General features: G+C 67.5%; 25 protein-coding genes, 1 tRNA gene and 2 rRNA genes (1 of these 28 only partly in view). 17 read left to right on the top strand and 11 right to left on the bottom strand.

Annotation, left to right across the window (positions count from 1 at the left end; all coding sequences use genetic code 11):
• From IWC96_RS11750 to IWC96_RS11740, 3 genes are all read left to right on the top strand, one after another.
• Window positions 1-631, top strand: a 23S ribosomal RNA gene (locus IWC96_RS11750); it begins 2,160 nt to the left of the window's first position.
• Window positions 632-710: 79 nt separating this feature from the next.
• Window positions 711-825: ribosomal RNA gene (gene rrf, locus IWC96_RS11745) — 5S ribosomal RNA — on the top strand.
• 107 nt (window positions 826-932) lie between these two features.
• A tRNA-Met gene (locus tag IWC96_RS11740) sits at window positions 933-1,009 on the top strand.
• A gap of 56 nt (window positions 1,010-1,065) precedes the next feature.
• Here IWC96_RS11740 and mnmH read toward each other — a convergent pair.
• Window positions 1,066-2,121 carry a tRNA 2-selenouridine(34) synthase MnmH gene (gene mnmH, locus IWC96_RS11735; RefSeq protein ID WP_021696869.1) on the bottom strand — a complete coding sequence of 352 codons (1,056 nt, stop codon included), beginning with the start codon at window positions 2,119-2,121 and terminating at the stop codon, window positions 1,066-1,068.
• Window positions 2,121-3,167, bottom strand: a complete 1,047-nt coding sequence (gene selD, locus IWC96_RS11730; protein ID WP_045318906.1) for a selenide, water dikinase SelD — start codon at window positions 3,165-3,167, stop codon at window positions 2,121-2,123. Before selD ends, mnmH begins: the two co-directional genes overlap by 1 nt.
• 392 nt (window positions 3,168-3,559) lie before the next feature.
• Here selD and IWC96_RS11725 point away from each other — a divergent pair, with 392 nt between their 5' ends.
• The 6 genes from IWC96_RS11725 to IWC96_RS11700 all read left to right on the top strand — a co-directional run bounded on the left by IWC96_RS11725 (window position 3,560) and on the right by IWC96_RS11700 (window position 7,619).
• On the top strand, window positions 3,560-3,847 hold the full coding sequence (locus tag IWC96_RS11725; RefSeq protein ID WP_196838990.1) for a hypothetical protein: 288 nt from the start codon (window positions 3,560-3,562) through the stop codon (window positions 3,845-3,847).
• A 354-nt stretch (window positions 3,848-4,201) separates the two neighbouring features.
• Complete coding sequence (locus IWC96_RS11720) at window positions 4,202-4,501, top strand: hypothetical protein (RefSeq protein WP_021696872.1); 300 nt, start codon at window positions 4,202-4,204, stop codon at window positions 4,499-4,501.
• A gap of 89 nt (window positions 4,502-4,590) precedes the next feature.
• Complete coding sequence (locus IWC96_RS11715) at window positions 4,591-4,965, top strand: hypothetical protein (protein WP_045318898.1); 375 nt, start codon at window positions 4,591-4,593, stop codon at window positions 4,963-4,965.
• Window positions 4,966-5,048: 83 nt separating this feature from the next.
• Complete coding sequence (locus IWC96_RS11710) at window positions 5,049-5,447, top strand: DUF1489 family protein (protein ID WP_021696874.1); 399 nt, start codon at window positions 5,049-5,051, stop codon at window positions 5,445-5,447.
• Between the two features lie 78 nt (window positions 5,448-5,525).
• A complete protein-coding gene (locus IWC96_RS11705; protein WP_045318899.1) occupies window positions 5,526-6,899 on the top strand; it encodes a class II 3-deoxy-7-phosphoheptulonate synthase in 1,374 nt (457 codons plus the stop codon).
• Between the two features lie 42 nt (window positions 6,900-6,941).
• Window positions 6,942-7,619, top strand: coding sequence for a hypothetical protein (locus IWC96_RS11700; RefSeq protein ID WP_045318907.1), 678 nt, complete (start codon window positions 6,942-6,944; stop codon window positions 7,617-7,619).
• A gap of 17 nt (window positions 7,620-7,636) precedes the next feature.
• Here IWC96_RS11700 and IWC96_RS11695 read toward each other — a convergent pair whose 3' ends face one another.
• Entirely contained in the window at window positions 7,637-8,836 is a 1,200-nt protein-coding gene (locus IWC96_RS11695) for an FAD-dependent oxidoreductase (RefSeq protein WP_021696877.1), read from the bottom strand.
• Window positions 8,837-8,933: 97 nt separating this feature from the next.
• Between IWC96_RS11695 and IWC96_RS11690 the strand changes: the two genes are divergently transcribed.
• A complete protein-coding gene (locus IWC96_RS11690; RefSeq protein WP_021696878.1) occupies window positions 8,934-9,506 on the top strand; it encodes a prephenate dehydratase domain-containing protein in 573 nt (190 codons plus the stop codon).
• A 268-nt stretch (window positions 9,507-9,774) separates the two neighbouring features.
• Window positions 9,775-10,533, top strand: a complete 759-nt coding sequence (locus IWC96_RS11685; RefSeq protein ID WP_021696879.1) for a chorismate mutase — start codon at window positions 9,775-9,777, stop codon at window positions 10,531-10,533.
• Window positions 10,534-10,878: 345 nt separating this feature from the next.
• Here IWC96_RS11685 and IWC96_RS11680 read toward each other — a convergent pair whose 3' ends face one another.
• From IWC96_RS11680 to flgF, 7 genes are all read right to left on the bottom strand, one after another.
• The gene (locus IWC96_RS11680; protein ID WP_045318908.1) at window positions 10,879-11,388 is read right to left on the bottom strand and encodes a hypothetical protein; all 510 of its coding nucleotides are present in this window, start codon (window positions 11,386-11,388) and stop codon (window positions 10,879-10,881) included.
• A gap of 13 nt (window positions 11,389-11,401) precedes the next feature.
• Entirely contained in the window at window positions 11,402-11,848 is a 447-nt protein-coding gene (locus IWC96_RS11675; protein WP_196838989.1) for a hypothetical protein, read from the bottom strand.
• 35 nt (window positions 11,849-11,883) lie between these two features.
• Window positions 11,884-12,354, bottom strand: coding sequence for a hypothetical protein (locus IWC96_RS11670; RefSeq protein ID WP_021696881.1), 471 nt, complete (start codon window positions 12,352-12,354; stop codon window positions 11,884-11,886).
• 124 nt (window positions 12,355-12,478) lie between these two features.
• Window positions 12,479-13,201 carry a flagellar basal body L-ring protein FlgH gene (gene flgH, locus IWC96_RS11665; RefSeq protein ID WP_021696882.1) on the bottom strand — a complete coding sequence of 241 codons (723 nt, stop codon included), beginning with the start codon at window positions 13,199-13,201 and terminating at the stop codon, window positions 12,479-12,481.
• Between the two features lie 12 nt (window positions 13,202-13,213).
• Window positions 13,214-14,050 carry a flagellar basal body P-ring formation chaperone FlgA gene (gene flgA, locus IWC96_RS11660; protein WP_231379047.1) on the bottom strand — a complete coding sequence of 279 codons (837 nt, stop codon included), beginning with the start codon at window positions 14,048-14,050 and terminating at the stop codon, window positions 13,214-13,216.
• A complete protein-coding gene (gene flgG, locus IWC96_RS11655) occupies window positions 14,047-14,835 on the bottom strand; it encodes a flagellar basal-body rod protein FlgG (RefSeq protein ID WP_021696884.1) in 789 nt (262 codons plus the stop codon). Before flgG ends, flgA begins: the two co-directional genes overlap by 4 nt.
• A gap of 64 nt (window positions 14,836-14,899) precedes the next feature.
• On the bottom strand, window positions 14,900-15,637 hold the full coding sequence (flgF, locus tag IWC96_RS11650; RefSeq protein WP_021696885.1) for a flagellar basal-body rod protein FlgF: 738 nt from the start codon (window positions 15,635-15,637) through the stop codon (window positions 14,900-14,902).
• Between the two features lie 199 nt (window positions 15,638-15,836).
• Here flgF and IWC96_RS11645 point away from each other — a divergent pair, with 199 nt between their 5' ends.
• The 5 genes from IWC96_RS11645 to IWC96_RS11625 all read left to right on the top strand — a co-directional run bounded on the left by IWC96_RS11645 (window position 15,837) and on the right by IWC96_RS11625 (window position 19,216).
• A complete protein-coding gene (locus IWC96_RS11645) occupies window positions 15,837-16,466 on the top strand; it encodes a flagellar basal body-associated FliL family protein (RefSeq protein ID WP_021696886.1) in 630 nt (209 codons plus the stop codon).
• 3 nt (window positions 16,467-16,469) lie between these two features.
• Window positions 16,470-17,528: a flagellar motor switch protein FliM gene (gene fliM, locus IWC96_RS11640; RefSeq protein WP_021696887.1), complete on the top strand. Its 1,059-nt coding sequence runs from the start codon at window positions 16,470-16,472 to the stop codon at window positions 17,526-17,528.
• Window positions 17,525-18,022 carry a DUF6468 domain-containing protein gene (locus IWC96_RS11635; RefSeq protein WP_021696888.1) on the top strand — a complete coding sequence of 166 codons (498 nt, stop codon included), beginning with the start codon at window positions 17,525-17,527 and terminating at the stop codon, window positions 18,020-18,022. The genes fliM and IWC96_RS11635 overlap by 4 nt, the downstream gene beginning before the upstream one ends.
• A 19-nt stretch (window positions 18,023-18,041) precedes the next feature.
• Window positions 18,042-18,899, top strand: a complete 858-nt coding sequence (locus IWC96_RS11630; RefSeq protein WP_021696889.1) for a MotE family protein — start codon at window positions 18,042-18,044, stop codon at window positions 18,897-18,899.
• A gap of 68 nt (window positions 18,900-18,967) precedes the next feature.
• Window positions 18,968-19,216 (top strand): DUF3297 family protein, encoded by a 249-nt coding sequence (locus IWC96_RS11625; protein ID WP_021696890.1) that lies wholly within the window; start codon window positions 18,968-18,970, stop codon window positions 19,214-19,216.
• On the opposite strand, the gene IWC96_RS11620 is transcribed toward IWC96_RS11625, so the two are convergent.
• On the bottom strand, window positions 19,189-20,457 hold the full coding sequence (locus tag IWC96_RS11620) for a mechanosensitive ion channel family protein (RefSeq protein ID WP_021696891.1): 1,269 nt from the start codon (window positions 20,455-20,457) through the stop codon (window positions 19,189-19,191). The genes IWC96_RS11625 and IWC96_RS11620 overlap by 28 nt on opposite strands.
• A 185-nt stretch (window positions 20,458-20,642) precedes the next feature.
• On the opposite strand from IWC96_RS11620, the gene IWC96_RS11615 reads away from it, so the two are divergent.
• Window positions 20,643-22,265 carry an AbgT family transporter gene (locus tag IWC96_RS11615; protein WP_045318900.1) on the top strand — a complete coding sequence of 541 codons (1,623 nt, stop codon included), beginning with the start codon at window positions 20,643-20,645 and terminating at the stop codon, window positions 22,263-22,265.
• Window position 22,266 lies beyond the last annotated feature (1 nt).

The following is a 22,266-nucleotide window of genomic DNA, read 5'->3' as shown; positions in this document are numbered from 1 at the left end:
GTCGCCTCCTAAAGTGTAACGGAGGCGCGCGATGGTGAGCTCAGAGCGGTCGGAAATCGCTCGTCGAGTGCAATGGCATAAGCTCGCCTGACTGAGAGACTGACAAGTCGATCAGAGACGAAAGTCGGCCATAGTGATCCGGTGGTCCCGCGTGGAAGGGCCATCGCTCAACGGATAAAAGGTACTCTAGGGATAACAGGCTGATTTTGCCCAAGAGTCCATATCGACGGCAAAGTTTGGCACCTCGATGTCGGCTCATCACATCCTGGGGCTGGAGCAGGTCCCAAGGGTATGGCTGTTCGCCATTTAAAGTGGTACGTGAGCTGGGTTCAGAACGTCGTGAGACAGTTTGGTCCCTATCTGCCGTGGGTGTTCGAAGCTTGAGAGGATCTGTCCCTAGTACGAGAGGACCGGGATGGACATACCTCTGGTGGACCTGTCGTGGCGCCAGCCGCGCAGCAGGGTAGCTAAGTATGGAATAGATAACCGCTGAAAGCATCTAAGCGGGAAACTAACCTCAAAACAAGGCTTCGCTGAGGATCGTGGAAGACTACCACGTTGATAGGCCAGGTGTGGAAGTGCGGTGACGCATGAAGCTTACTGGTACTAATAATCCGATCGGCTTGATCGTTTCTCAGCAAAACTCATTCGGTTTTACTTGCCGAAACAAAAACGCGACGATGTCTTCTCATTTCTGTGTGTCTGGTTGACCTGGTGACTATGTCGGAGGTTCCCCACCCGATCCCATTCCGAACTCGGTCGTTAAGCCCTCCAGAGCCGATGGTACTTCGTCTTAAGGCGCGGGAGAGTAGGTCGTCGCCGGGTCTACCAGACACACAGAATGCTTTTCGGCCTATGCTCGCAACGCGGTTGCTCGCGACTTGAGGCCGGATCGTTCTCGAACCCTTCTTCCTTCACATAGACCGCCTTGCCGCGGGATGGAGCAGCCCGGTAGCTCGTCAGGCTCATAACCTGAAGGTCGCAGGTTCAAATCCTGCTCCCGCACCCAAGACACAAAAAACCCCACGGTTCGCGCCGTGGGGTTTTTGCTTGTCCGGCGTCCAGTCAGCGGGCTTGAGCGTCAACCAGACGGGCGACCGCGTCGGCGGCGGCGGCCATGGCCGCCTCGGTCCCGTCCCAAGGCACCGCACCGAGGCCGGCGCGCGCGGACCTGGCGGTCGAGCGGCGATAGGCGGGGTCGTAGTGGTCGCGGATCAGGCTCTCGGCCAGGTCGGCCATTTCGCCGGCGCGGGCCTGGGCCAGCCAGGCGGCGCGGGCCTCGCGGCTGTGATGGGCGGGCAGGGCGGCGATGGCGGCCTGCAGCCGGGACAGGTCATTGGCGATGTCGGCGTATTCCTCGACGGTGCGGCGCACCCGCGCCGCGATCGGCACATCGAGGGTGATCGCCGGCGCCGCCTTCATGGCGGACCACAGGCCGTGAGGAATGATCAGCCGGCCGATGCGGCTGGACTCCGCCTCCACCACCATGGGGCGGTTGGGGTCGCAGCCCGCAAGAGCCGCGGCCAGGCGGCTCTCGAACAGCTTCTGGTCGGGCTGGGGCTCGGCCGCGGCGCCGAACAGGGAGCCGCGATGGTTGGCCAGGCCCTCCAGATCCAGGGTCTGGACGCCCCGAGCGGACAAAGCGGCGAGCAGGGCGGTCTTCCCCGCGCCAGTCGGGCCGTCCAGCAGGATCACACGCGGCGCCTGGGCGGGATCATGCAGGCTGGCGACCACATGGCGCCGCCAGGTCTGATAACCGCCCTCCAGCTGGGTCACCGGCCAGCCCACCTGATCCATCACGCTGACCATGGCCCCGGAGCGCTGACCGCCGCGCCAGCAGTAGACCAGGGGGCGAAAGGCGCCGGGACGATCGGACAGGACGCCGTCCAGATGCGTGGCGATGTTGCGCGCCACCATGGCCGCGCCCAGACGGCGGGCCTCGAACTTGGATTTCTGGACGTAGAGGGTTCCCACCTCCACGCGCTGGGCGTCGTCCAGCACGGGCAGGTTGATGGCGCCGGGCAGATGATCCTCGGCGAACTCGGCCGGGCTGCGCACATCGATCAGGGCGTCGAAGGCGGCCAGGGCCTCGGGCGAGACGTCGCGGGTCAGCCGCGCCATCAGACGACGCGGACGGCGGGCGGGCCGTCGGTCACCCGGCCGATGCGGCGGGCCTCCACGAAGCCGTCCGCGCGGATCAGGTCCAGCACGGCGGCCGCGGCATCCTCGGCCACGGAAATCAGCAGGCCGCCGCTGGTCTGGGGATCGGTCAGCAGGTCTCGGGACGCGGGATCGAAGCCGTCCGGCAGGATGACGCCGTCGCCATAGCTGTCCCAGTTGCGTCCGGAGGCGCCGGTGCGGACGCCCTCCCGCGCCAGACGGGCGGCCTGGGCGATCAGGGGCACGGCCTCGAGCTCGATGTGCAGCTCGCGTCCGGCGCCGCGCGCCATCTCCATGGCGTGTCCCAGCAGGCCGAAACCGGTGACGTCGGTGACCGCGTGGACGCCCTGGACGTCGGAGAGGCGCGCCCCGATGCGGTTCAGGCGGGTGGTGGTGGCGATCAGGGCGGCGTAGCCGTCCTCGTCCAGCCGGCCCTGCTTGAAGGCGGCGCTGAGCACGCCGACGCCCAATGGCTTGGTCAGGATCAGGACGTCCCCCGCGCGGGCGCCGCGATTGGTCAGGATGCGGTCGGGATGGACCAGGCCGAGGGCGATCAGGCCATAGATCGGCTCGACGCTGTCGATGGAATGGCCGCCCGCGACGGGAATGCCCGCCTCGGCGCAAACGGCGGAACCGCCGTCCAGAATGCGGCGGATCACCTCGGCGGGCAGGACCGAGACCGGCATGCCCACCACGGCCAGGGCGAAGATGGGCGTGGCCCCCATGGCGTAGACGTCGGACAGGGCGTTGGTCGCGGCGATGCGGCCGAAGTCGAAGGGATCATCCACCATCGGCATGAAGAAGTCCGTGGTGGCGACCAGGGCCTGCTGGTCGTTCAGCCGCCAGACGGCGGCGTCGTCCGAGGTCTCGCGGCCCACCAGCAGGTCCGCGAAGGCGCCCGGCGCCGGGGCCTCGGACAGGATGGAGCGCAGCACGGCGGGCGCCAGTTTGCAGCCGCAGCCGCCGCCATGGGCCAGCGAGGTCAGGGGAGGGTGCGGTTCGGACATGACCAGCGCATGACGAATGCCGCGCCGCGACGCAAGCCCCGGGGCGATGACCATGCGCCGCCACCCCGGACCCGGACAATCGGTCGAGTGAGTAGGTGTTGAATATAGAATCTCACATAACATTCGTATGCGAGATATCGACAATGTAGTGAATTCGCCGTGCTGACTTGATTAATTAGTCATGAGTCAGTGCTGGGCGTGCCATCGGACTTGACCAATTATGATCATTGGCTAGAAATGGAAAAACAATGTTTTGCGGCATACGATTCTCAGCCGAATAGGTGATCGTCTGTGGATCGTAACGCAGACATTCAAGCGAGGGGCAAATTATGAGGAATTATGGGCGCTTAGTCTGTCTGGCAGCTCTGTCGGCGATGCTGACGGGATGCGGCGTGATCGGCGGGGGCGGGTGTTCAGCCGTTGAGCTGGATGTGCTGGTCGAGCGGGGCATGTTCGCCAACAACGTGTCGGCGCGCATCGAGAATAATTCCGATGACGAACGGCGGGTCACCATTTCAGCGGCTGATCCCGACGGGAATGCCTCGACCGTCGGTCCTCTGACGATCGCAGCGAACGGTTCCCGCACGGTTCCCCTTGGACCCCTGCTGACCAGCTACGGCTCGAACCAGGCGGAGCTGGAGCGCAGCGGGGCCAGTTTCGAGATTATCGACTGTGAGTGACGGCGAAGCAGATTTGCCGGTCCTTTTTTATTGGGTGAGGGTGTGATGAGAAAAGTGTCTTTGATGGCGGCCTGTGTGTCCGCTCTGGCGCTGGCGGCCTGCGGGTCCGGGGATGAAACATCCGAAGCCGGGGCGGACGGGGCTTCCGGGGAAGTGACGACCGCAGGACCGGGGGGCTCACCCGCGCCCAGCCTCGAAGAGAAGCGCGCGCTCATGGACGCCTTCCGCGAAGGGCCGCCCGCCGGCTGCGCGGATAATTTCGTGGAAGCGACCGATGACAGCGAGGGCAGGGAGTTGTCCGGAACATCCTTCGTTGCCTGTGCGGGGTCGGAGTCGTCAGAAGAACCCTATGTCTTGTCGTTGATCACAGAGGGCAATGGTCAGATCGAGGCCGGAACCATGGAGTTCTATATGCAGGCCAACTCGCATCCTCTGGCCTATGAGGCGCTCAAGGACATGATGCACGCCGCCGCAGGCATCGAAAGCGATGCGGAAAAAGTCCGCTTCGGCACGGAGCTGGGCCGCTTCATGATGGCCGGGGGCAACATGCCGCGCAACACCTACACCCTGTACGAGACGTCCGGCGGCGTCACCACGAGCGTCATGCCCAACAGTCCGGAGGGCGGATGGATTACGGTCCGGGTGCTTCCGTAGGAAAGGAAAAGTTGAAGTCTCGTCGCCTGTTTCGGGCGGCGGGGTGAGGTCAATCGGGTTGGACACCCGCGCACTCCAAGGGGGAAAAGATGACGGACATGCAGGCGCGCCTGGACGACTGGCGCCGGTTGAAGAAGGGGCATGCGCAGACGAGGCGAGGCGCCATGATCCTCGGGATCGCCACGGCGCTGGGCTGGGTGCTGTTCCTGTTCAAGATCGCGCAGACGTCCGAGATGGCGCTGCGCTATTCCGAGGCGGCGCAGGAAGACATCGGCAAGTGGGTGCTGATGCTGCTGGTCATGACCGCCGTCAGCATCGCGCTGTTCGTCATGGCGGGTCTGGCCAAGAAGCGCGTGGCCCGGGCGGCGAACGACCTGACCACGGCTCTGCGCCAGGAGCTGAGCGGCGCGGAAGGCGGGGACCGGGCGCGGATCGAATCCCAGCTGAGAGAGCTGGGCGCCTAGCAGAGCGAGGCGGGGCGAGCTTTATCCCCCGCCGCGACATCCCCGGCCCTTTTCCGCCGCCGTGCAGATGCTAGACCCGGCCCATGGCGTTGCATCTGATCAAGCTGTGCGTGGGCGTGTCCGAGATCGAGTGGCTGGAGACGCGGGCGGGCTCGGGGCGGCCGCTGATCGTGCACACGCGCATGACGCCCAAGCGGGCGGCCGAGATCGAGGACGGCGGATCGCTGTACTGGGTCATCAAGGGCGCGGCGGGATGCCGCCAGCCGATCCTCGACATCACGACCCTGGGCGAGGGCAAGACCAGCCGCTGCGAGATCACCCTGGAGCCCCGCGTCATCCGCACCGCGCCCTTGGCCCGGCGGCCGTTTCAGGGCTGGCGCTACCTGGAGGCGAAGGACGCGCCGACGGACCTGACCACGGCGGAGGCGACGGATCTGCCTCAGGATCTGGCCAAGGCGTTGCGCGAAATGGGAGCCTGGTGAGGTGAAAACCTCGTCTGCGATCATGCTGATCGGCGCATAATCGTTGTTCCACCGCGCCCGTTTGCCTATCTTGTTGAAATGAACACGCGCTGGACTCCCGACAGCTGGAGATCGAAACCCGTCAAGCACATGCCGACGGACTATCCCGACATGGCCGCCCTGGAGCGGGTGGAGGACGAGCTGCGCGCCATGCCGCCGCTGGTCTTCGCGGGCGAGGCGCGCAACCTGAAGGACCGTCTGGCGCAGGTGGAGGCGGGCAACGCCTTCCTGCTGCAGGGCGGAGACTGCGCCGAGAGCTTCAAGGAATTCTCCACCGACAACATCCGCGACACCCTGCGGCTGATCCTGCAGATGGCGGTCGTGCTGACCTTCGCGGGGCGCAAGCCCGTGGTGAAGGTGGGCCGCATCGCCGGACAGTTCGCCAAGCCGCGCTCTTCGGCGATTGAGCAGATCGGCGAGGTGGAGCTGCCCAGCTATCGCGGCGACATCATCAACGGCATGGGCTTCACGCCCGAAGAGCGTCTGCCGGATCCGCAGCGCCTGCTGAAAGCCTATCACCAGTCCAGCGCCACCCTGAACCTGCTGCGCGCCTTCGCGGGCGGGGGCTATGCGGACCTCTACAACATCCACCGCTGGACCCTGGGCTTCGCGGCCGAGAACGCCTACGGCGCCAAATACCGGGATCTGGCCGACAAGATCAGCGAAGCGCTGGCCTTCATGGCGGCGGTGGGCGTGACGCCGGAGACCCATCCGGACCTGAGCCGGGTGGAGATCTTCACCAGCCACGAGGCCCTGCTGCTGAACGTGGAGTCGGCCATGACCCGGCTGGACGGCGCCACGGGCGAATGGTTCGACACCTCGGCCCACATGCTGTGGATCGGCGAGCGCACGCGCCAGCTGGACGGCGCCCACGTGGACTTCATGAAGGGCATTTCGAACCCCATCGGCGTGAAGTGCGGCCCGACCATGGAGCCGGACGACCTTCTGCCCCTGATCGACGCTCTGAACCCGGACAACATCCCCGGCCGACTGACCCTGATCGGGCGCTTTGGCGCGGACAAGGTGGGCGACCGCCTGCCGGCCCTGATGGCCGCCACCAAGGCGGAGGGCAAGCGGGTGATCTGGTCCATCGATCCCATGCACGGCAATACGCTGAAGGCGTCCACCGGCTTCAAGACCCGGCCGTTCGACCGCATCCTGGGCGAGGTGCGCAGCTTCATCGACGTGGCCGAGGCCGAGGGGGTTCACCCGGGCGGCGTCCATCTGGAGATGACCGGCCAGAACGTCACCGAATGTCTGGGCGGCGCCCAGGCGGTGACCGAGGACGACCTGTCCAGCCGCTATCACACCCACTGCGACCCGCGCCTGAACGCCGACCAGGCGCTGGAGCTGGCCTTCCTGGTGGCCGAGCGGCTGAAGTCGGGCCGGGTGGAGACGTCCGAGGCGGCTTGATCATCCTCGCCCCGGAGTGAGGAACGGCCGGGGGGAATGCTGATGCGGCGTGTGATCGTTCTTGCACTCGCCGGGGCGTTTTGGATCCCCGGCATCTATCTGATCGCCAGCGTGTTTCATCCGCCCTTGCTGCTGTTTCCGCATGTACGGACCGTGGGCGAGACGCGGGTCTATTCCGAAACGCCGATCCCGGACGAGATCACGGGGGTCATAGTCCGCGCGGACACCCTGGTCCGGGCAAGCCCGCTGTTCCGCGGCGAGGTTCTGAAGCGACCGGTCTATCTCACGAACGGGGACCTGCGCTGGCGACTGCTGACCTTCAGTTCGAGCGCGTTGGCCATCTCGCGCCCCCCGACCGAGACCATCGTGATCAACCGCTCCAGCATCGTCACGGACGAGGTATGGAACAGCGTGGATCCATTCCCGGCCCGGGATCTGTCAGGGGTCATCGCCCACGAACGGACCCATGTGCTGATCCGCCATCGGTTCGGTTTCCTGGGGCATCGATCGTATCCGACCTGGGTCGTGGAGGGGTACTGCGACCACGTATCGGGTTCGGGGAGCCTGTCCGATGAAGCGGCGGCCCGGTTGATCGCCGAGGGGCGGCGGACGCCGGCGCTGTTTTACTACGAGAGCCGCCGGCGTGTGGAGCGTGAACTCGAGGCCAACGGCGGCTCGGTGGAGGCGTTGTTCCGCTCAAGTCTGGACGATGGTGGTTGACGCGCGACTGTTCGCGGTTACGCGAACAGCCGCGCCACCGTATTGATCGCCTGCTCCGCCTCGGCGCGGTCGGCGACCTCCTCCTCGATGCCATAGCCGTACATGTCGCTGCCGCCCAGGGCCTGGACGACGATGCCGTCGGGGCGGGGGACGACCGAGACGCCGCTGTAATAGAGGCTGTAGTCGACCTCCGGCTGGGGGGCGAGCCAGCTGATCTGGCCGCGCACGGGGGTGAGGGTGTCGTCGCCCCACAGGGCGCGGGCGCCGTAGCCGGTGCAGTTGACCACCACCGGTTCGGACAGGCGCGCAAGGTCGGCGGGGGTGTGGAAGGTCATCTGCTGGATGCGGCCGCCCTCGCGCAGGAAATCGTCGGTCAGGCGCGCGGCCAGGGCCGCGACATTGAAGGTCATGGTCAGGCCCAGACGCGCCTGGGCGACGGGGAAGGGGTGCTCGTGCGGCTCGAGCGGGCGGGACCGGGAGCCCAGGTCGCGCACGCGGCTGGAGTAGTTGGCGAAGTCGATGGCTGGTCGGCCCGGGTCCGGCGCGGGCTGCGTACCGGGCTGCGTCACGGGCGCGCGCGGGGCGTCGCGCAGGATATAGTTGTCGTTCCAGAACAACGGCCGGCCGGGCAGGCCCACATAGGTCTGGTGCATGGCCCAGGAGTCGCGGGTCATGCGCTCCCAGACATCCCCTAAGGCGGCGGGCGCCCGGGCGGCGTCGGCGATGCGGGAATCCGGCGACCAGACGCCGGTGGCGCGGGCCGAGCGGGTCTGGGGGGTGCGTTCGGCGGCGTAGATGCTCACGCGGGCGCCGGCCCGTTGCAGCGTCAGGGCGGCGGTCAGACCCAGGGCGCCGCAGCCGATGACGGCGATGTCGCGATGGCCGCCCTCCAGCGCATTGGCGGCCGCGATGCGGGCCGAGCCCCAGGCCAGGGACCAGCCGCTGCCGCCGTGGCCGTAGTTGTGCACCACCCGCTTGTCGCCCACGGTCTCCACGTCCAGTCGCGGCCCGGCGGCGCGGAACGGACGCAGGCAGACGGTCATGTGGGTTAGGCGCGACATGTCCATGCGCAGCGGCGCCAGGACGCGCGGCTGGAAGCCGGGACGGGCCGGAGCCGGAGCGGCGGGGGAAGTGGTGGCGCATCCCGCCAGACCCGCCACGCCGAGTCCGCCCACACCGGCGAGAACATGACGGCGGCGGACGGGGGCGAGGATCATGGACGGGCTCCGTGGACTGCGCCGACCCTAACGAGCGACGCCTGAGGACACCACCTCCTCTCTTGGCGCCCTGCGTGAAACGGCGGATATGTAAGACATGAACGCACCGGATCCATCGCAAGGCCCGGCGCGGGTGGCCTATCAGGGCGCGCCCGGCGCCTTCAGCCACGCGGCGTGCCTGGCCCTGCGGCCTTGGGACGAGCCGGTGGCGTTCGAGACCTTCGATCAGGCGATCGATGCGGTGCGCTCGGGCGACTGCGGCCTGGCCCTGATCCCGGTGGAGAACTCCACCATCGGCGTGGTCCAGCCCGCCGCCGATCTGGTGGCGGCCTCGGGTCTGGCGGTGGTGACGGAGGTGTGGCGGCCGATCCGGCTGGCGCTGATGGCGGCGCAGGGGGCGCGCCTGTCGGACCTGAAGACCGCCGAAAGCCATCCCGCCGCCCTCGGGCAGTGCGTGAAGGCGCTGGCCGAGTTGGGGCTGGAAGCGCGCGAGGTTTTCGACACCGCCGGGGCCGCGCGGGCCGTGGCCGAGGCGAAGGATCTGAGCCGCGCGGCCGTGGCGCCGCCGCCCGCGGCCGAAATCTATGGATTGTCGATTCTGCGCCACGATCTGCAGGATTCAGCGGATAACCGCACGCGCTTTGTCCTGTTGACGGCCTCAGAGGGTTGACGGCGCAAGGATTTTGCGTGTTCTGGGCCGCACGGTCGATCTGACCGCAACTGCCGGACCCTTGTCATGTCCATGTCGCGCGCGCTTTCCGTCTCCACCTCTGACCGTTCGCGCGCGGCCTATTTCGGCTATTTCGCCTCCGAGTTTCGATACGCCGGCTGAGGCGTCGGGTTTTCTGAAAACCGACCGCCTCGCCGGCGACCGCTCTGAACGCCAGAGCGGCGGACCGCGCCCCTGTCCCTGAAACTCCTCTCCAGCGAAATCACCCATGTCCAATTCGACCCTGCATCAGGTCTGGCCTGAATCGGCCGCTGACTCTCCCGAACACAAGGCGCTCGCCGCCCTGCGCGCCCAGATCGACGCCGTCGACGACCAGCTTCTTGAGCTGTTCCAGAAGCGCCTGGATCTGGCCGGTCAGGTGGGCCGGGCCAAGGACGCGCCGACGGGGCCGCACACCAAGCTGCGCCCGGACCGGGAAAAGGCCGTGCTGGCCCATGTCCACGGCCGTGCGGCCGCCCCCCACAAGGAGGCGGTCACGGGGCTGTGGCGCGAGATCGTCGGCTGGGGGCTGGCCCAGCAGGGCCAGCTCAAGGTCCAGGTGTGGTCGCCCAACGAACCGGCCCGGGCGTTCGACGGGGCGCGCCAGCGGTTCGGCCGGGCGGCGGACATCCGCATGGTGCAGGACGCCGAGGCCGCCCTGCGCTTCGCCTCGGACGGGGGCGGCGTAGCCGTGCTGGCGGTGAACAACGACACGCCCTGGTGGATAGGACTGCGCAAGGAGTGGGCGCACCTGAGCGTGTTCGAGGGCTTCGGGGGCGAGGTTCCGTCAGCCTTTGCGGTCGGCCCTATTGACCCGGCGGCCCTGCCGGGCGGACGGCGGGTGGTGGTGTCGGCCGGCGGCGACGCGGGCGACGGCGCGGGCGCACGCCGCTGGGGCCTGCACACCCACCACGGCTGGACCCTGGCCCTGACCGAGGCGCGCATCGCGCCGGGCGGGCCGGAGGGGTGTGTCGGAGCGGTGGGTTAGCTCGCTAAGGGGAAGGACACGCAGTCGTAGCTGTCAGCAAGGTTCATTGTACCGACCGCCTATCCCCCGGGTTCTCTACTGCTTGAGTCAGTATCGTTTCGCTTATTCACTAGAAAGGCCGATACAAATAAAACAAAAATCAATACATATGTTGTGTAAAATACTATTGCCAAATCAGTCGGAACATATCGAGGCCCCGGATTGTATATGTATACAGCGTATTTGGTTATATCCGTTTTTATCAAAGAGCTGCGTTCGTAGAGATAAACGCACAGAAAGAATGACGCAACTGTGATGTAGCTAAGAATGTTGTGAAACTTTTTCATTCTTCCGGACATGATCCGTTTAGCCGCAGGCGTTGAAGAAGCTTTCGACGGCGGCTTCGGACCCGGCGTGGGCGGCGTAGGCTTCGCGGCGGTCGCCGACCCAGGAGGCGATCCAGCCGACGCGGCGGAAGCGCTGGAATACCGGATGGGACGGGTCGGCCGTGGCGCTGAGGATCACACCGCCGCTGAGCATGGACGGCTGGGCCTCGGCGGGGAAGCGTTCGGTTTCGCCGCCGGATTCCAGATGGATGACCGGCGCCGCGCCCTCTTCCACATCCTTGTAGAGCATCAGGCCCGGCGTTCCGGTTTCGCAGTGCAGGCTGAGGCGCACGTCGTCGCTTTCAGCGACGCCATAGGCCAGGGCCGCGCCGTCGGCATGGCGGTTGAAGTGCCAGTCGAAGCCGGCGATGGGCGTCGGCGCGGGGCTTTCCGGACGCACCCAGGGTTCCGGCGTCGGCGTCTCCACCGAGGCGCAGGCGGCCAGAATCAGCACGGACGATACGGTGATCAGGGGATTGAGGGCTCTCATGGGGCCTCCGGGGTCAGCCGCCGCAGGCCGCGGCGAAGTCATTGAGCAGGGCGCCGTGCCGGGCGCCCACGCGCACGGTCCAGCGGTTCTCGCCCTGGTGCAGGGCCAGGGCTCGGGTTTCCAGGAAGGCGGCGAACACCGGGTGCTCCATGCGCATGGAGGCGGTCAGGCGCGTGGCGCCTCCGTCTTCGGCCAGTTCGCCCTGGGACGCCGTGGAGGCCTGGCCCGAGCGGATCGAGACATAGCCGGCGTCGGCGCCCTCGCGGTCGAACACCGAGACCAGAACCGCGCCGCTGCCGGGGTCGCACTCGAGGGTGGCGCGCAGGCTCGGGGTGTCGGGGATTTCATTGGCCAGGACGACCCTGTCGCCGCCATCCGCGCCATAAAGGGTCCAGGTCCAGCGCGCCTGTTCGGGCGACTGGCCGGCGAGCGCCGCAGCCATCAACAGCCATGCGGTCATGGTTCAGGCACCCCCGTTTCCTGAACCGACAGTGATCAGGCGCGGTCCGAAGCGCAATAGCCGAGGAATCGCGAAACCGTGAGGCGCTCGGCCTCGGTGGCGGGCAGGGTGAAGGCGCCGGCGGCCCCCTCGACCTGAAGGGCGCCGCGCTCCACCAGATTGATCAGGGCGGAGTCGTTCAGGGCGATGCGGGTTTCATAGGCCTCGCCGCCCGACAGCGGGTCGGGCTCGGAATAGCTGACGGAGGCCCGCATCAGGCGGGGGGAATCGGGCTGAACGTCCCCATAGATCACCGCGCTGCGGTCACCGGGATCACAGGTCATCATCAGGGCCAGCTGGTCGGAATTGGCCACGCCATAGGCCAGCTTGGCCATGGAGCCTTCCTGGTGCAGGTGCCAGCCCATGGGCTGAACGTCCTGCTGGACCTCATAGCCGGACGACGCGGGCTGGGCGGCCAGGACCACAAAGCCCAGAAAACCGGCGGCGGGAATAAGAACCTTGAACATACTGTTACTGCCTCCGCCGATCAGAACGCGGACGGCCGGGAACAGTTCACGGCTCAGCTTTCTGCGTTCGATGATCAGACCCTGACAGGCCGAACATGAACGGAAGCTGAGCCGTTTTCGCGGGTCAGAACGGGTTGAAGCGCTCCACCAGGGACTGGGCGGCGGGGGCGCCCTGGACCCGGCTGATGTCGCCGCGTCCGCCGTAGTGGATGCGGGCCTCGGCGATCTGGTCGTGGCGGATGATGTTGGCCGAGGAAATATCTTCCGGGCGCACGATGCCGGCGACGGTCAGCTCGCGCACCTCGCGGTTGGTGCGCACTTCCTGCCGACCCTGGATCACCATGTTGCCGTTGGGCATGACCGCCGTGACCACCGCGGCGATCGTGACGTTGATGTTCTCGGAGCGGCTGACGCTGCCCGAGCCGGCCGAGGTGGAGCCGCCGCCGAAGCCGATCAGGGCCGAGGGGTCGAAGGCGCCGCCGATGGCGTCGGCGGCCTCGGCCTCGAGCCCGAAGAAGTTGGTGACGCCCGAGTTGATCTCGTTGGACCGGCTGCGCTGGGTCGAGTTCTGGGTCTGGGCCCGGTCGCGGATGTCGATGGCCACGGTCAGGATGTCGCCGACGTTGCGGGCGCGCTGGTCGCCGAAGAAGGTGCGCGAGCCCGAGCGCCAGATGGAGTTGGCCGAGGCGGGGCGCGTCTCGGGCGCGGGCAGGATCTGCTGGGTCGCCGGCACCAGGGCGGCGGGATAGCCGATCGGCGCCAGTTCGGGGCCGCGCACGGCCTCCATGGCGGTGGAGCAGGCGCCGAGCAGGGCCAGGGGGACGATGGCGACGAGGGCTTTACGCATGACGGGATTCCTCTAGCGCAGGGCGGCGAATTGTTGGGGATTGGCGCGGGCGGCTCGGGCGGCGGGACCGGCGACAGCCTGGCCGGGACCGACCGCCACCGCATCGATGGCGCGACCGGAGTCGAGGTTGGTGACGATCACGGGCTCGCCCATGGCGGCGTTGCGGGTGGCGCGGCCGGTGACGGTCAGGCGCACCCCGCCGGAGATGAAGGCCACCTGGACCATGTCCCCGCGCGCGATCACCTCGGGCGCCGTGAGGTCGCGGGACTGGACCGGCGCGCCGGCGCGCATGGCGCGGCGGGCGGACAGGCCGATCACCTCGGCCGCATCCTGGGGCGCGCCCGCGGGCGCCTGGTGGGCCTGGACCTGGGACCAGACCACGTCCTCGGGCTGGACCACATCGCCGGACGCGAGGCTGCGGGCGTAGGTCAGAACCTCGACCGTCGCGCCGGGACGCCCGGCGGGGGCTGAGGTCTGGGTGAGAGAGGCGCCAGCCGATCCCTGTCGCACCACGATGCGGCGCAGACCGTCGGGGTTGCTCCAGTGCAGCCCCGCGCGGGCGGCGGCGGCCTGGATCTGGCCGGCGTCCAGAACGGCGGTCGGGCCGCTGCGCCGGGCGACGACCACGGACGAGGCCGAACCGGCGCCGTCGAACAGTTCGCCCAGGGTGATGCGGCCGTCGTCATCCATGGGGTTGGCGGACAGGCTGACAGGGCTGGAAAGGGCCGGAGTGGCGGCGACCACGGCGATGATCAGGGCGGCGAGGGCGGCGCCCCCCATGCCCATGCGGGCGCGGCGGCGGCGCGGCATCACCTCGAAGGCCGGGCGGCGATAGACGGCTCTCATCATGACTTCACCTGGGCGGAGACGCTGAGCATTTCGTCGGCGGTGGAGATGACCTTGGAGTTCATCTCGTAGGCGCGCTGGGCCACGATCAGGGCGGTGATCTCGCTGACCGCATCCACATTGGAGGCTTCGGTGTAACCCTGCAGAAGTTGCCCGTAGCCGATGTCGCCGGGCGCGCCGATGGTGGCGGGGCCCGAGGCGGCGGTCTCCAGCAGCAGGTTGTCGCCGATGGCCTCGAGGCCCGCCTCGTTGAAGAAGGTGGCGATCTCCAGCTGGCCCACGACCTGGGGCTCGGCCTCACCGTCCAGGATCACCTGAACCTGGCCCGCGCGGGAGATGGACACATCCACGGCCTCCTGCGGAATCGCGATGGCGGGCTCCACCTGATAGCCGTCGTCGGTGACCAGAAGGCCTTCCTGATTGACCGAGAAGTTGCCGGCGCGGGTGTAGGCGATCTCGCCCGAGGGCATGGTCACCTGGAAGTAGCCGCGCCCGTCGATGGCCAGGTCGTAGGTGTTGCCGGTCTGGGTGGGCGAACCCTGGGTCATGATGCGGTAGACGCTGCCGGCCTTCACACCGGCGCCGATCTGGATGCCGGTGGGCACCACGGTGCCCTGGGCCGAGGACTGGGCCCCCATACGCTCGACGTTCTGGTACAGCAGGTCCTGGAACTCGGCGCGCTGTCGCTTGAAGCCCACCGTGTTCATGTTGGCGATGTTGTTGGAGATGACCTCCACGTTCAGCTGCTGGGCCAGCATGCCGGAGGCGGCGGTGCGAAGTGCGCGCATGGTCAGCTTCTCCTTTCGTTTCCCTGGCGCTCGGCCCGCAGGGCCTCGCTGCTTGAGGGAAGGGTTAATTCACGCGTCCGAGGCGCTCGACGGCGCGTTTGGACAGGTCAGACTGGTTTTCGATCATCTTAGCCGCCCGCTCGTAGGCGCGGCTGATCTCGATGAGGCTGGTGATCTCGAGGATGGTGTTGACGTTGGAGCCCTCCAGCATGCCCTGGCGGATCTGGACGTCATTGGCCTCGATGGGGGCTTCATTGGCGGTGTTGCGGTAAAGGCCGTCGCCGCCCTTCTCGAGCACCGACAGCAGGGCGAAGCGCACCACGCCGAGACGGCCGGTGACCTGGCCGTCCTGGGTGATGGTGCCGTCCTCGGCCACGGTGGGGGTTCCGAGCGCAGGGTTCAGGATGATCTCGCCGCCGTCGCCCAGAACCGCATTGCCGGCTTCGGTGGTCAGGCGGCCCTCAGGGTCGAGCGTGAAGGCCCCGTCGCGGGTGTAGGCCTCGCCGTCGCCGTCCGTGACGGTGAAGAAGGCGCCTTCGCCCTCGATGGCGAAGTCCAGGGTGCGGCCGGTCTGGCTGAGCGCGCCCTGGCCGAAGTCGCGGCCCACGCCGTTGTCCAGCACGAAGCTGGTCGAGGGGCGGATGCCATGGTTGCGCGCCCGCTGACCGATCTCGGTCCCGACCATCAGTTGCTCCACCTTGAAACCGGTGGTGTCGGCGTTGGCGATGTTGTTGGCCACGATGTCCAGCTCGCGACGAAGCGTCATCTGGCGGGACAGGGCGACATAGGCGGCGTTTTCCACGGGCAACTCCTTGCCTCCAGTCCCGAGCAAGGGTCGGGCCAACAGGGTTAATCCTTGTCGCATAAGGGATTGGTGCGGATCGGAGGCCCCGCCGCCCGGCAGAAACTGCCGGTTATGAACGCCTCGTTAACCAAACCCGCGTCATCTGGAGACTGGAATCGACTGGTCGGGATTCGCCGGCCGCGGGGCGTCTGAAGACATGCTGAAGTTCGGCAAGAAAAAGAAGGACGCGGGCCTGCCCGCCACGACCGACGCGCCCACCGAGGGCGGCGACGCGGCCGAGGGCGAAGGCGCGCCCGGCAAGAAGAAGCCCCCCATGCTGCTGATCATCGGCGCAGCCGCGGCGGTGGTGCTGCTGGGCGGCGGGGCGGCGGCCTTCTTCCTGATGCAGCCGGGTTCGGCCGAGGCGTCGGGCGATGAGGCGCCCGCATCTCCGCCCCCACCCGAGAAGGGCGGCGGCCACGGCGGCGGCGGCGGCGAGGAAGGCGGCGAGGGCGTAGGCGTCATCGCCAGCGGACCGGATGGCGTGACCTTCTACACCCTCCCGGACATGGTGGTGAACATCCAGTCGGCGGACGGCCGTCCCACCTTCCTGAAGCTGAAGCTGACCCTGGAGATGGAGGACGCGCACCTGGCCCAGACGCTGCAGGCCGAGGCGCCGCGCCTCCAGGACATGTTCCAGGGCTATCTGCGCGAACTGCGCCCCGAGGAGCTGGCCGGCTCGGCGGGAAGCCACCAACTGCGGCAGGAGCTGCTGCGGCGGGTCAATCTGATCGCCGCGCCGGGCCAGGTGGACGCCGTGCTCATCGAAGAAATGCTGGTGCAGTAAGCCATGAGTGACGCCGACACCGTCGACACGGAAGCAGAAGCGGGAGCGGCTGAGGACGGCGGCGAAGCCGGCCTGTCCGAACGCGTCCTGAACCAGGACGAGATCGACAGCCTGCTGGGCTTCGACCTGGGCGACGACGACGGCTCGGACCGATCCGGCATCCGCGCCATCATCAACTCGGCGCTGGTCAGCTACGAGCGCCTGCCGATGCTGGAGATCGTCTTCGACCGCCTGGTGCGGTTGATGACGACATCGCTGCGCAATTTCACCTCGGACAATGTCGAGGTGTCGCTCGACAACATCAGCTCGATCCGGTTCGGCGACTATCTGAACTCGATCCCGCTGCCGGCCATCCTGGCGGTGTTCCGGGCCGAGGAACTGGACAACTACGGCCTGCTGACGGTCGACTCCAACCTGATCTACTCCATCGTGGACGTGCTGCTGGGCGGCCGCCGGGGCACCGCGGCCCTGCGCATCGAGGGGCGGCCCTACACCACTATCGAGCGGATGCTGGTGCAGCGCATGATCGAGGTGGTTCTGGCCGACGCCCAGGCGGCGTTCGAGCCCCTGACGCCGGTGCATTTCAACCTGGACCGGCTGGAGACCAATCCCCGCTTCGCCGCCATCGCGCGGCCCGCCAACGCCGCCATCCTGGTCAAGCTGCGCATCGACATGGAGGATCGCGGCGGCCGGGTGGAGCTGCTGCTGCCCTATTCGACGCTGGAGCCCATCCGCAAGATGCTGCTGCAGCAGTTCATGGGCGAGAAGTTCGGGCGCGACAACATCTGGGAAAGCCACCTGGCCACCGAGCTGTGGACCACCGAGACCGAGGTCCGGGCCGTGCTGGAGGAACAGCAGATGCCGCTTCAGAAGGTGCTGGACCTGAAGGTGGGCGACACCCTGATGCTGAACGCCGGACCCGACAGCGAGATCAGCGTGCGCTGCGGCTCGATCCCGGTGACCACGGGTCGCATGGGCCGCAAGGGCCAGCACATTGCGGTGCGGATTGAACGTCCCATCAGCGTCGAAACCGCCAGCCGACTGACCGGAGGAAAACGATGAGCGCGACCGGATTGATCCTGGACGGCGTCCTGATGCTGCTGCTGATCGGGGCCGTGGCCTTCGGCATCCGGCTGGAGCGCAAGCTGGCCGCCCTGCGCAACGGGCAGGCCGAGTTCGCCAAGGCTGTGAGTGAGCTGAACGCCGCCGCCGGAAAGGCCGAGAACGCCCTGATGGCGCTGAAGTCGGCGGGGCAGGACACCGATCTGCTGCATGACCGCATCGTCAAGGGACGCCAGTTGAAGGCGGAGCTGGAGGCGCTGATGGCCAACGCGTCGAAGCGCGCCGAACCGGCGACTCGCCCCGAGCCCGCGCCGGTGGTTCAGGAGCGCCGTCTTGAGCCCAGCGCCCCGCCGGCCGCCAGGGCCGATCCGGCCCCGGAACAGGCGGCCGAGCGCGCCTCCATGATCCTTCAGGCCCTGGCCGCTAACCAAACTGCTCAACAAAGCCTGAACCGCGCCCGGCGTAAGCTGGACGAAGACCTGTTCGCCGCCTGATTTCCGGAAAGCCCGCCTGATGAAGATGCCCCGCATCCTGCCCCTGATCGCCATCGCCGTGGGCGGCATCGTCGCCGTGCGGGCGGTGGGGCTTGCGCCCGACCTGTTCCAGGGCGCCCAGGCCTGGGCCCAGGAAGGCGTGGTCGCCGCCGGGGACGTGGCCCTGCCGACCATTGCCTCGGCCCCCGCGGTCTGCGCCCTGTCGGAAGAGCAGCTGGCCGAGCAGGCGGGCATCTCGCCGGCGGAACTGCGCATCATCCAGAGCCTGTCGGCCCGGCGGGACCAGCTGGACGCCCGCGACACGGATTTCGCCACCATGCTGCCGCTGATGGCGGCGGCGGAGCTGAAGCTGGACGAGCGGATCGCCGAACTGAACGCAATTAAGGCCGAGCTGGAAGGCATGCTGGGCCAGGCCGACGAGCGTGAAGAGGCCGAGGTCAACCGGCTGGTCCAGGTCTATCAGGCCATGCGCCCGCGCGAGGCGGCGGCGGTGTTCAACACCCTGGCCGACTCGGTTCGCCTGCCGGTGGCCCAGGCCATGCGCCCGCGCGCCCTGGCCGCCATCATGGCCCAGATGCCGCCCGCCGAGGCCCGCGAGCTGACCGAGAAGCTGGCCGACCGCTATGAGGCCGAGGACCTGGCCGCCCGCGCCGAGGCGGCGGTCGCGGATGAGCCCGCGCCCCAGCCCACGCGCACGGCCCAGGCCGCCGAGCCCGCCCCTCAGCCGGCCCGCCGACCCGCTCCGCGGCCGGCGCGCCCGCAAGCCCAGGCGGCGCAGGCCGAGACCCCGCCCGCCGCTCCTCCCGGGCCGCAGCCCTATGCGGCCGAGGGCGAGGCCCCCGCGCGCACCGAACCGGCCCGGCAGACGGTGCAGTAGGGCAAGGCCCTTTCGATCCGGGGCGGGCTCGGCTAAACGGCGCTCACTGTACTGCCGAAAGAGACGCCATGTCCGAAACGCCCCCCGACCGTCTGTCCGTCAATCCCGCCAGCCCGCACCATGACGAGGCCATGCTCGCCCGCGGGGTCGGCATCCGCTTCAAGGGCGAGGAGAAGACCAACGTCGAGGAGTACTGCGTGTCCGAAGGCTGGGTCCGTCTGGCCGTGGGCAACCGCGTGGACCGCAAGGGCAACCAGTTGACCGTCAAGCTGCAGGGGCCGGTCGAGCCCTACTTCAAGGACGACGGCGAAGCCTGATCCGACTGCCTGCTGCCGAGAGCGCCGGTGAGGTCGAGCCCGCTGGGCTGCTGGAACAGGCGCAGGCCGAACTCGGGCAGGATGGCGATCAGGTGGTCGAAGATGTCGGCCTGGATGCCCTCGTATTCCGCCCAGTTGGTGGTGGTGGCGAAGCAGTAGATTTCCAGCGGCAGGCCCTCGGGCGTGGGGTCCAGCTGACGCACCAGCAGGGTCATGCCGTGGGCGTGCACGCGCGGGTGATTGCTCAGATATGACCGCACATAGGCGCGGAAGGTGCCGATGTTGGTGACGCGGCGGGTGTTGACCGGATCACGCCCCGCCTCGATCAGCTTGCCGTTCCAACTCTCCAGTTCCTCACGCTTTTCGCCCAGATAGTCATCGATGAGGGCGAAGCGGCACAGGGACTGACGCTCGTCGTCGGTCAGGAAACGAACGCTGTTCTGGTCGATCAGCAGGCTGCGCTTGATACGGCGCCCGCCGGACTCGCTCATGCCGCGCCAGTTCTTGTAGCTCTCGCTGACCAGCTTCCAGGTGGGGATGGTGGTTATGGTCTTGTCGAAATTCTGGACCTTCACCGTGTGCAGAGCGATGTCGATGACGTCGCCGTCGGCGTTCATCTGGGGCGCCTCGATCCAGTCGCCGATGCGCACCATGTCGTTGGAGGTCAGCTGCACCGAGGCCACCAGCGACAGGATGGTGTCCTTGAACACCAGCATCAGCACCGCCGCCATGGCGCCCAGACCGGACAGCAGCAGCAGGGGCGACCGCTCGATCAGGGTGGCGATGACCAGGATGACGGCGATCGCATAGAGCACGATCTTGACCACCTGGATGTAGCCCTTGATGGGGCGGTTCACGGACTCCGCGCGGCGGGACCAGGCGCTGTTGACCAGGTCCAGCCCGCCCGCCACGGCCAGCACCACGCTCAGGATGACGAAGGCCGAGGCCACGTTCTGGATCACCGTCGCCGCGGCCGGCGCCAGATTCGGGATCGCGGTGACGCCGTTGTAGATCACCAGCGCCGGAGCGATGCGCGCGAGGCGGTGGGCCACCGGCGCCATGGGTTCCGCCTCGTCATCCAGACCGACCGTCTTGAGCACCTTCTGGCCGATGCGCAGCAGCACGTGACGAACCAGCCAGTCGACCAGCACGGCCGCCAGCACGAGCAGCGTCAGACCGATGGCGGCCTCCAGCATGGGGTATTCGGCGATCTGCGCGCGCAGGGTGTCCAGGGCGGGCATGGGCCTCCGTCTCGTTCATTCAAGTGCGGTGTGACCCCGGGTCATAACAGGCGCGCCGTCCGCAAGACCACCGCATGGCTGGACTTTCCGTCCCGGGTCGGTTGAAAGTGCGCATCGACATGGGGGCTTCAGGACGGGCTTGGGCCGGTCAGCTCCCGCCCGATCCTGTAGAACATGGACGCCTGATGACCGACGCCACGCCGGCCACGCCCAATGGTTCAACCCCTCCCGGCGCTCCGCCGCCGGGCAAACGCAACGCCTTCACCCGCTTCCTCGACGGGGTGGAGTGGCTGGGCAACTGTCTGCCACACCCGGTGACCCTGTTCTTCCTGCTGGCCGTGGCCATCGTGCTGCTGTCCGGGCTGTTCGGGGCCATGGGCGTGGCGGTGGAGGACCCCCGGCCGCTGGGCGCGTCCGGCCGGTCCGAGGACGGCATGATCCGCGCGGTCAGCCTGATGACCGCCGACGGCCTGCGCCGCATCTTCACCAGCCTGGTAGACAATTTCACCAGCTTCGCGCCGCTGGGCGTGGTGCTGGTGGCCATGCTGGGCGTGGGGGTGGCGGAACGCTCGGGCCTGCTGTCGGCGGCGGTGCGCGGCATCGTGCTCGGCGCCTCGCCCAAGGTGGTGACCATGGCCATCGTGTTCGCCGGTGTGCTGTCCAACACCGCGTCCGAGATGGGCTATGTGGTGCTGATCCCGCTGGCCGGGGCGGTCTATTACTCGCTTGGGCGACATCCGCTGGCGGGCATGGCGGCGGCCTTCGCCGGGGTGTCGGGCGGCTATTCGGCGAACCTTCTGATCGGCACGGTGGACCCGTTGCTGGCCGGGATCACCGAGGAGGCCGCGCGGCTGATCGACCCCACCTATGCGGTCACGGCCACGGCCAGCTACTTCTTCATGGTCGTCAGCGTGTTCCTGGTGACCATCATCGGCTCGCTGGTCAGCATCTACATCGTCGAGCCCAAGCTGGGCGCCTATGACAAGTCCAAGGCCGATCCCGAGATCCTCAAGGGCGGCTCCATGGACGCCCTGACCGACAAGGAGAAGAAGGGCCTGAAGGTGGCCGGCCTGGCGGTGCTGGGCGTGTTCGCCGTCATGGCTCTGACGCTGGTTCCCGACTGGGGCCTGTTGCGCGATCCGGAGACCGGAGACCGCATCCGCTCGCCCTTCTTCGGCGGCTTCGTCACCTGGATCCTGCTGTTCTTCCTGGTGGTGGGCTTCGCCTATGGCCGCACGGTCGGCACCATGAAGAACGACCGAGACGTGATCGACGGCATGGCCTCGGCCATATCGACCCTGGGCCTTTATGTGGTGATCGTCTTCTTCGCCGCCCAGTTCGTGGCCTTCTTCGCCTGGTCGAACCTGGGGGCCATCACGGCGGTCAACGGCGCCACCTTCCTGCAGAACAGCGGCCTGACCGGACCGGCGGTGTTCATCGGCTTCATCCTGATCTGCTGTTTCGTGAACCTGATGATCGGCTCCGCCTCGGCCCAGTGGGCCATGACCGCGCCGATCTTCGTGCCCATGCTGATGTTGATCGGCTACTCGCCCGAGGTGATTCAGACCGCCTACCGGATCGGGGATTCCACCACCAACATCATCACCCCGATGATGAGCTATTTCGGCCTGATCCTGGCGTGGGCGACCCGCTACAACAAGGATGTGGGCATCGGCACGATGATCGCGATGATGCTGCCCTATTCGATCTTCTTCACGATCGGATGGACCATCCTGTTCTTCCTGTGGGTGTTCGGCTTCGGCCTGCCGGTGGGACCGGGTTCGCCGACCTATTACACGCCCGGCTGAC

The organism is Brevundimonas sp. BAL450 (genome assembly GCF_015767455.1).
GTDB classification, from domain to species: domain Bacteria; phylum Pseudomonadota; class Alphaproteobacteria; order Caulobacterales; family Caulobacteraceae; genus Brevundimonas; species Brevundimonas abyssalis.
This window is presented reverse-complemented; position numbering and strand designations above follow the sequence as displayed.

Excerpts from the sequence above, each read along its gene's own strand:
- mnmH (WP_021696869.1), bottom strand. The coding sequence starts at position 2,121 with ATGGCGCGGCTGACCCGCGACGTCTCGCCCGAGGCCCTGGCCGCCTTC.
- selD (WP_045318906.1), bottom strand. The coding sequence starts at position 3,167 with ATGTCCGAACCGCACCCTCCCCTGACCTCGCTGGCCCATGGCGGCGGC.
- IWC96_RS11715 (WP_045318898.1), top strand. The coding sequence starts at position 4,591 with ATGACGGACATGCAGGCGCGCCTGGACGACTGGCGCCGGTTGAAGAAG.
- IWC96_RS11710 (WP_021696874.1), top strand. The coding sequence starts at position 5,049 with ATGGCGTTGCATCTGATCAAGCTGTGCGTGGGCGTGTCCGAGATCGAG.
- IWC96_RS11705 (WP_045318899.1), top strand. The coding sequence starts at position 5,526 with ATGAACACGCGCTGGACTCCCGACAGCTGGAGATCGAAACCCGTCAAG.
- IWC96_RS11700 (WP_045318907.1), top strand. The coding sequence starts at position 6,942 with ATGCGGCGTGTGATCGTTCTTGCACTCGCCGGGGCGTTTTGGATCCCC.
- IWC96_RS11695 (WP_021696877.1), bottom strand. The coding sequence starts at position 8,836 with ATGATCCTCGCCCCCGTCCGCCGCCGTCATGTTCTCGCCGGTGTGGGC.
- IWC96_RS11690 (WP_021696878.1), top strand. The coding sequence starts at position 8,934 with ATGAACGCACCGGATCCATCGCAAGGCCCGGCGCGGGTGGCCTATCAG.
- IWC96_RS11685 (WP_021696879.1), top strand. The coding sequence starts at position 9,775 with ATGTCCAATTCGACCCTGCATCAGGTCTGGCCTGAATCGGCCGCTGAC.
- IWC96_RS11680 (WP_045318908.1), bottom strand. The coding sequence starts at position 11,388 with ATGAGAGCCCTCAATCCCCTGATCACCGTATCGTCCGTGCTGATTCTG.
- IWC96_RS11675 (WP_196838989.1), bottom strand. The coding sequence starts at position 11,848 with ATGACCGCATGGCTGTTGATGGCTGCGGCGCTCGCCGGCCAGTCGCCC.
- IWC96_RS11670 (WP_021696881.1), bottom strand. The coding sequence starts at position 12,354 with ATGTTCAAGGTTCTTATTCCCGCCGCCGGTTTTCTGGGCTTTGTGGTC.
- flgH (WP_021696882.1), bottom strand. The coding sequence starts at position 13,201 with ATGCGTAAAGCCCTCGTCGCCATCGTCCCCCTGGCCCTGCTCGGCGCC.
- flgA (WP_231379047.1), bottom strand. The coding sequence starts at position 14,050 with ATGATGAGAGCCGTCTATCGCCGCCCGGCCTTCGAGGTGATGCCGCGC.
- flgG (WP_021696884.1), bottom strand. The coding sequence starts at position 14,835 with ATGCGCGCACTTCGCACCGCCGCCTCCGGCATGCTGGCCCAGCAGCTG.
- IWC96_RS11645 (WP_021696886.1), top strand. The coding sequence starts at position 15,837 with ATGCTGAAGTTCGGCAAGAAAAAGAAGGACGCGGGCCTGCCCGCCACG.
- fliM (WP_021696887.1), top strand. The coding sequence starts at position 16,470 with ATGAGTGACGCCGACACCGTCGACACGGAAGCAGAAGCGGGAGCGGCT.
- IWC96_RS11635 (WP_021696888.1), top strand. The coding sequence starts at position 17,525 with ATGAGCGCGACCGGATTGATCCTGGACGGCGTCCTGATGCTGCTGCTG.
- IWC96_RS11630 (WP_021696889.1), top strand. The coding sequence starts at position 18,042 with ATGAAGATGCCCCGCATCCTGCCCCTGATCGCCATCGCCGTGGGCGGC.
- IWC96_RS11625 (WP_021696890.1), top strand. The coding sequence starts at position 18,968 with ATGTCCGAAACGCCCCCCGACCGTCTGTCCGTCAATCCCGCCAGCCCG.
- IWC96_RS11620 (WP_021696891.1), bottom strand. The coding sequence starts at position 20,457 with ATGCCCGCCCTGGACACCCTGCGCGCGCAGATCGCCGAATACCCCATG.
- IWC96_RS11615 (WP_045318900.1), top strand. The coding sequence starts at position 20,643 with ATGACCGACGCCACGCCGGCCACGCCCAATGGTTCAACCCCTCCCGGC.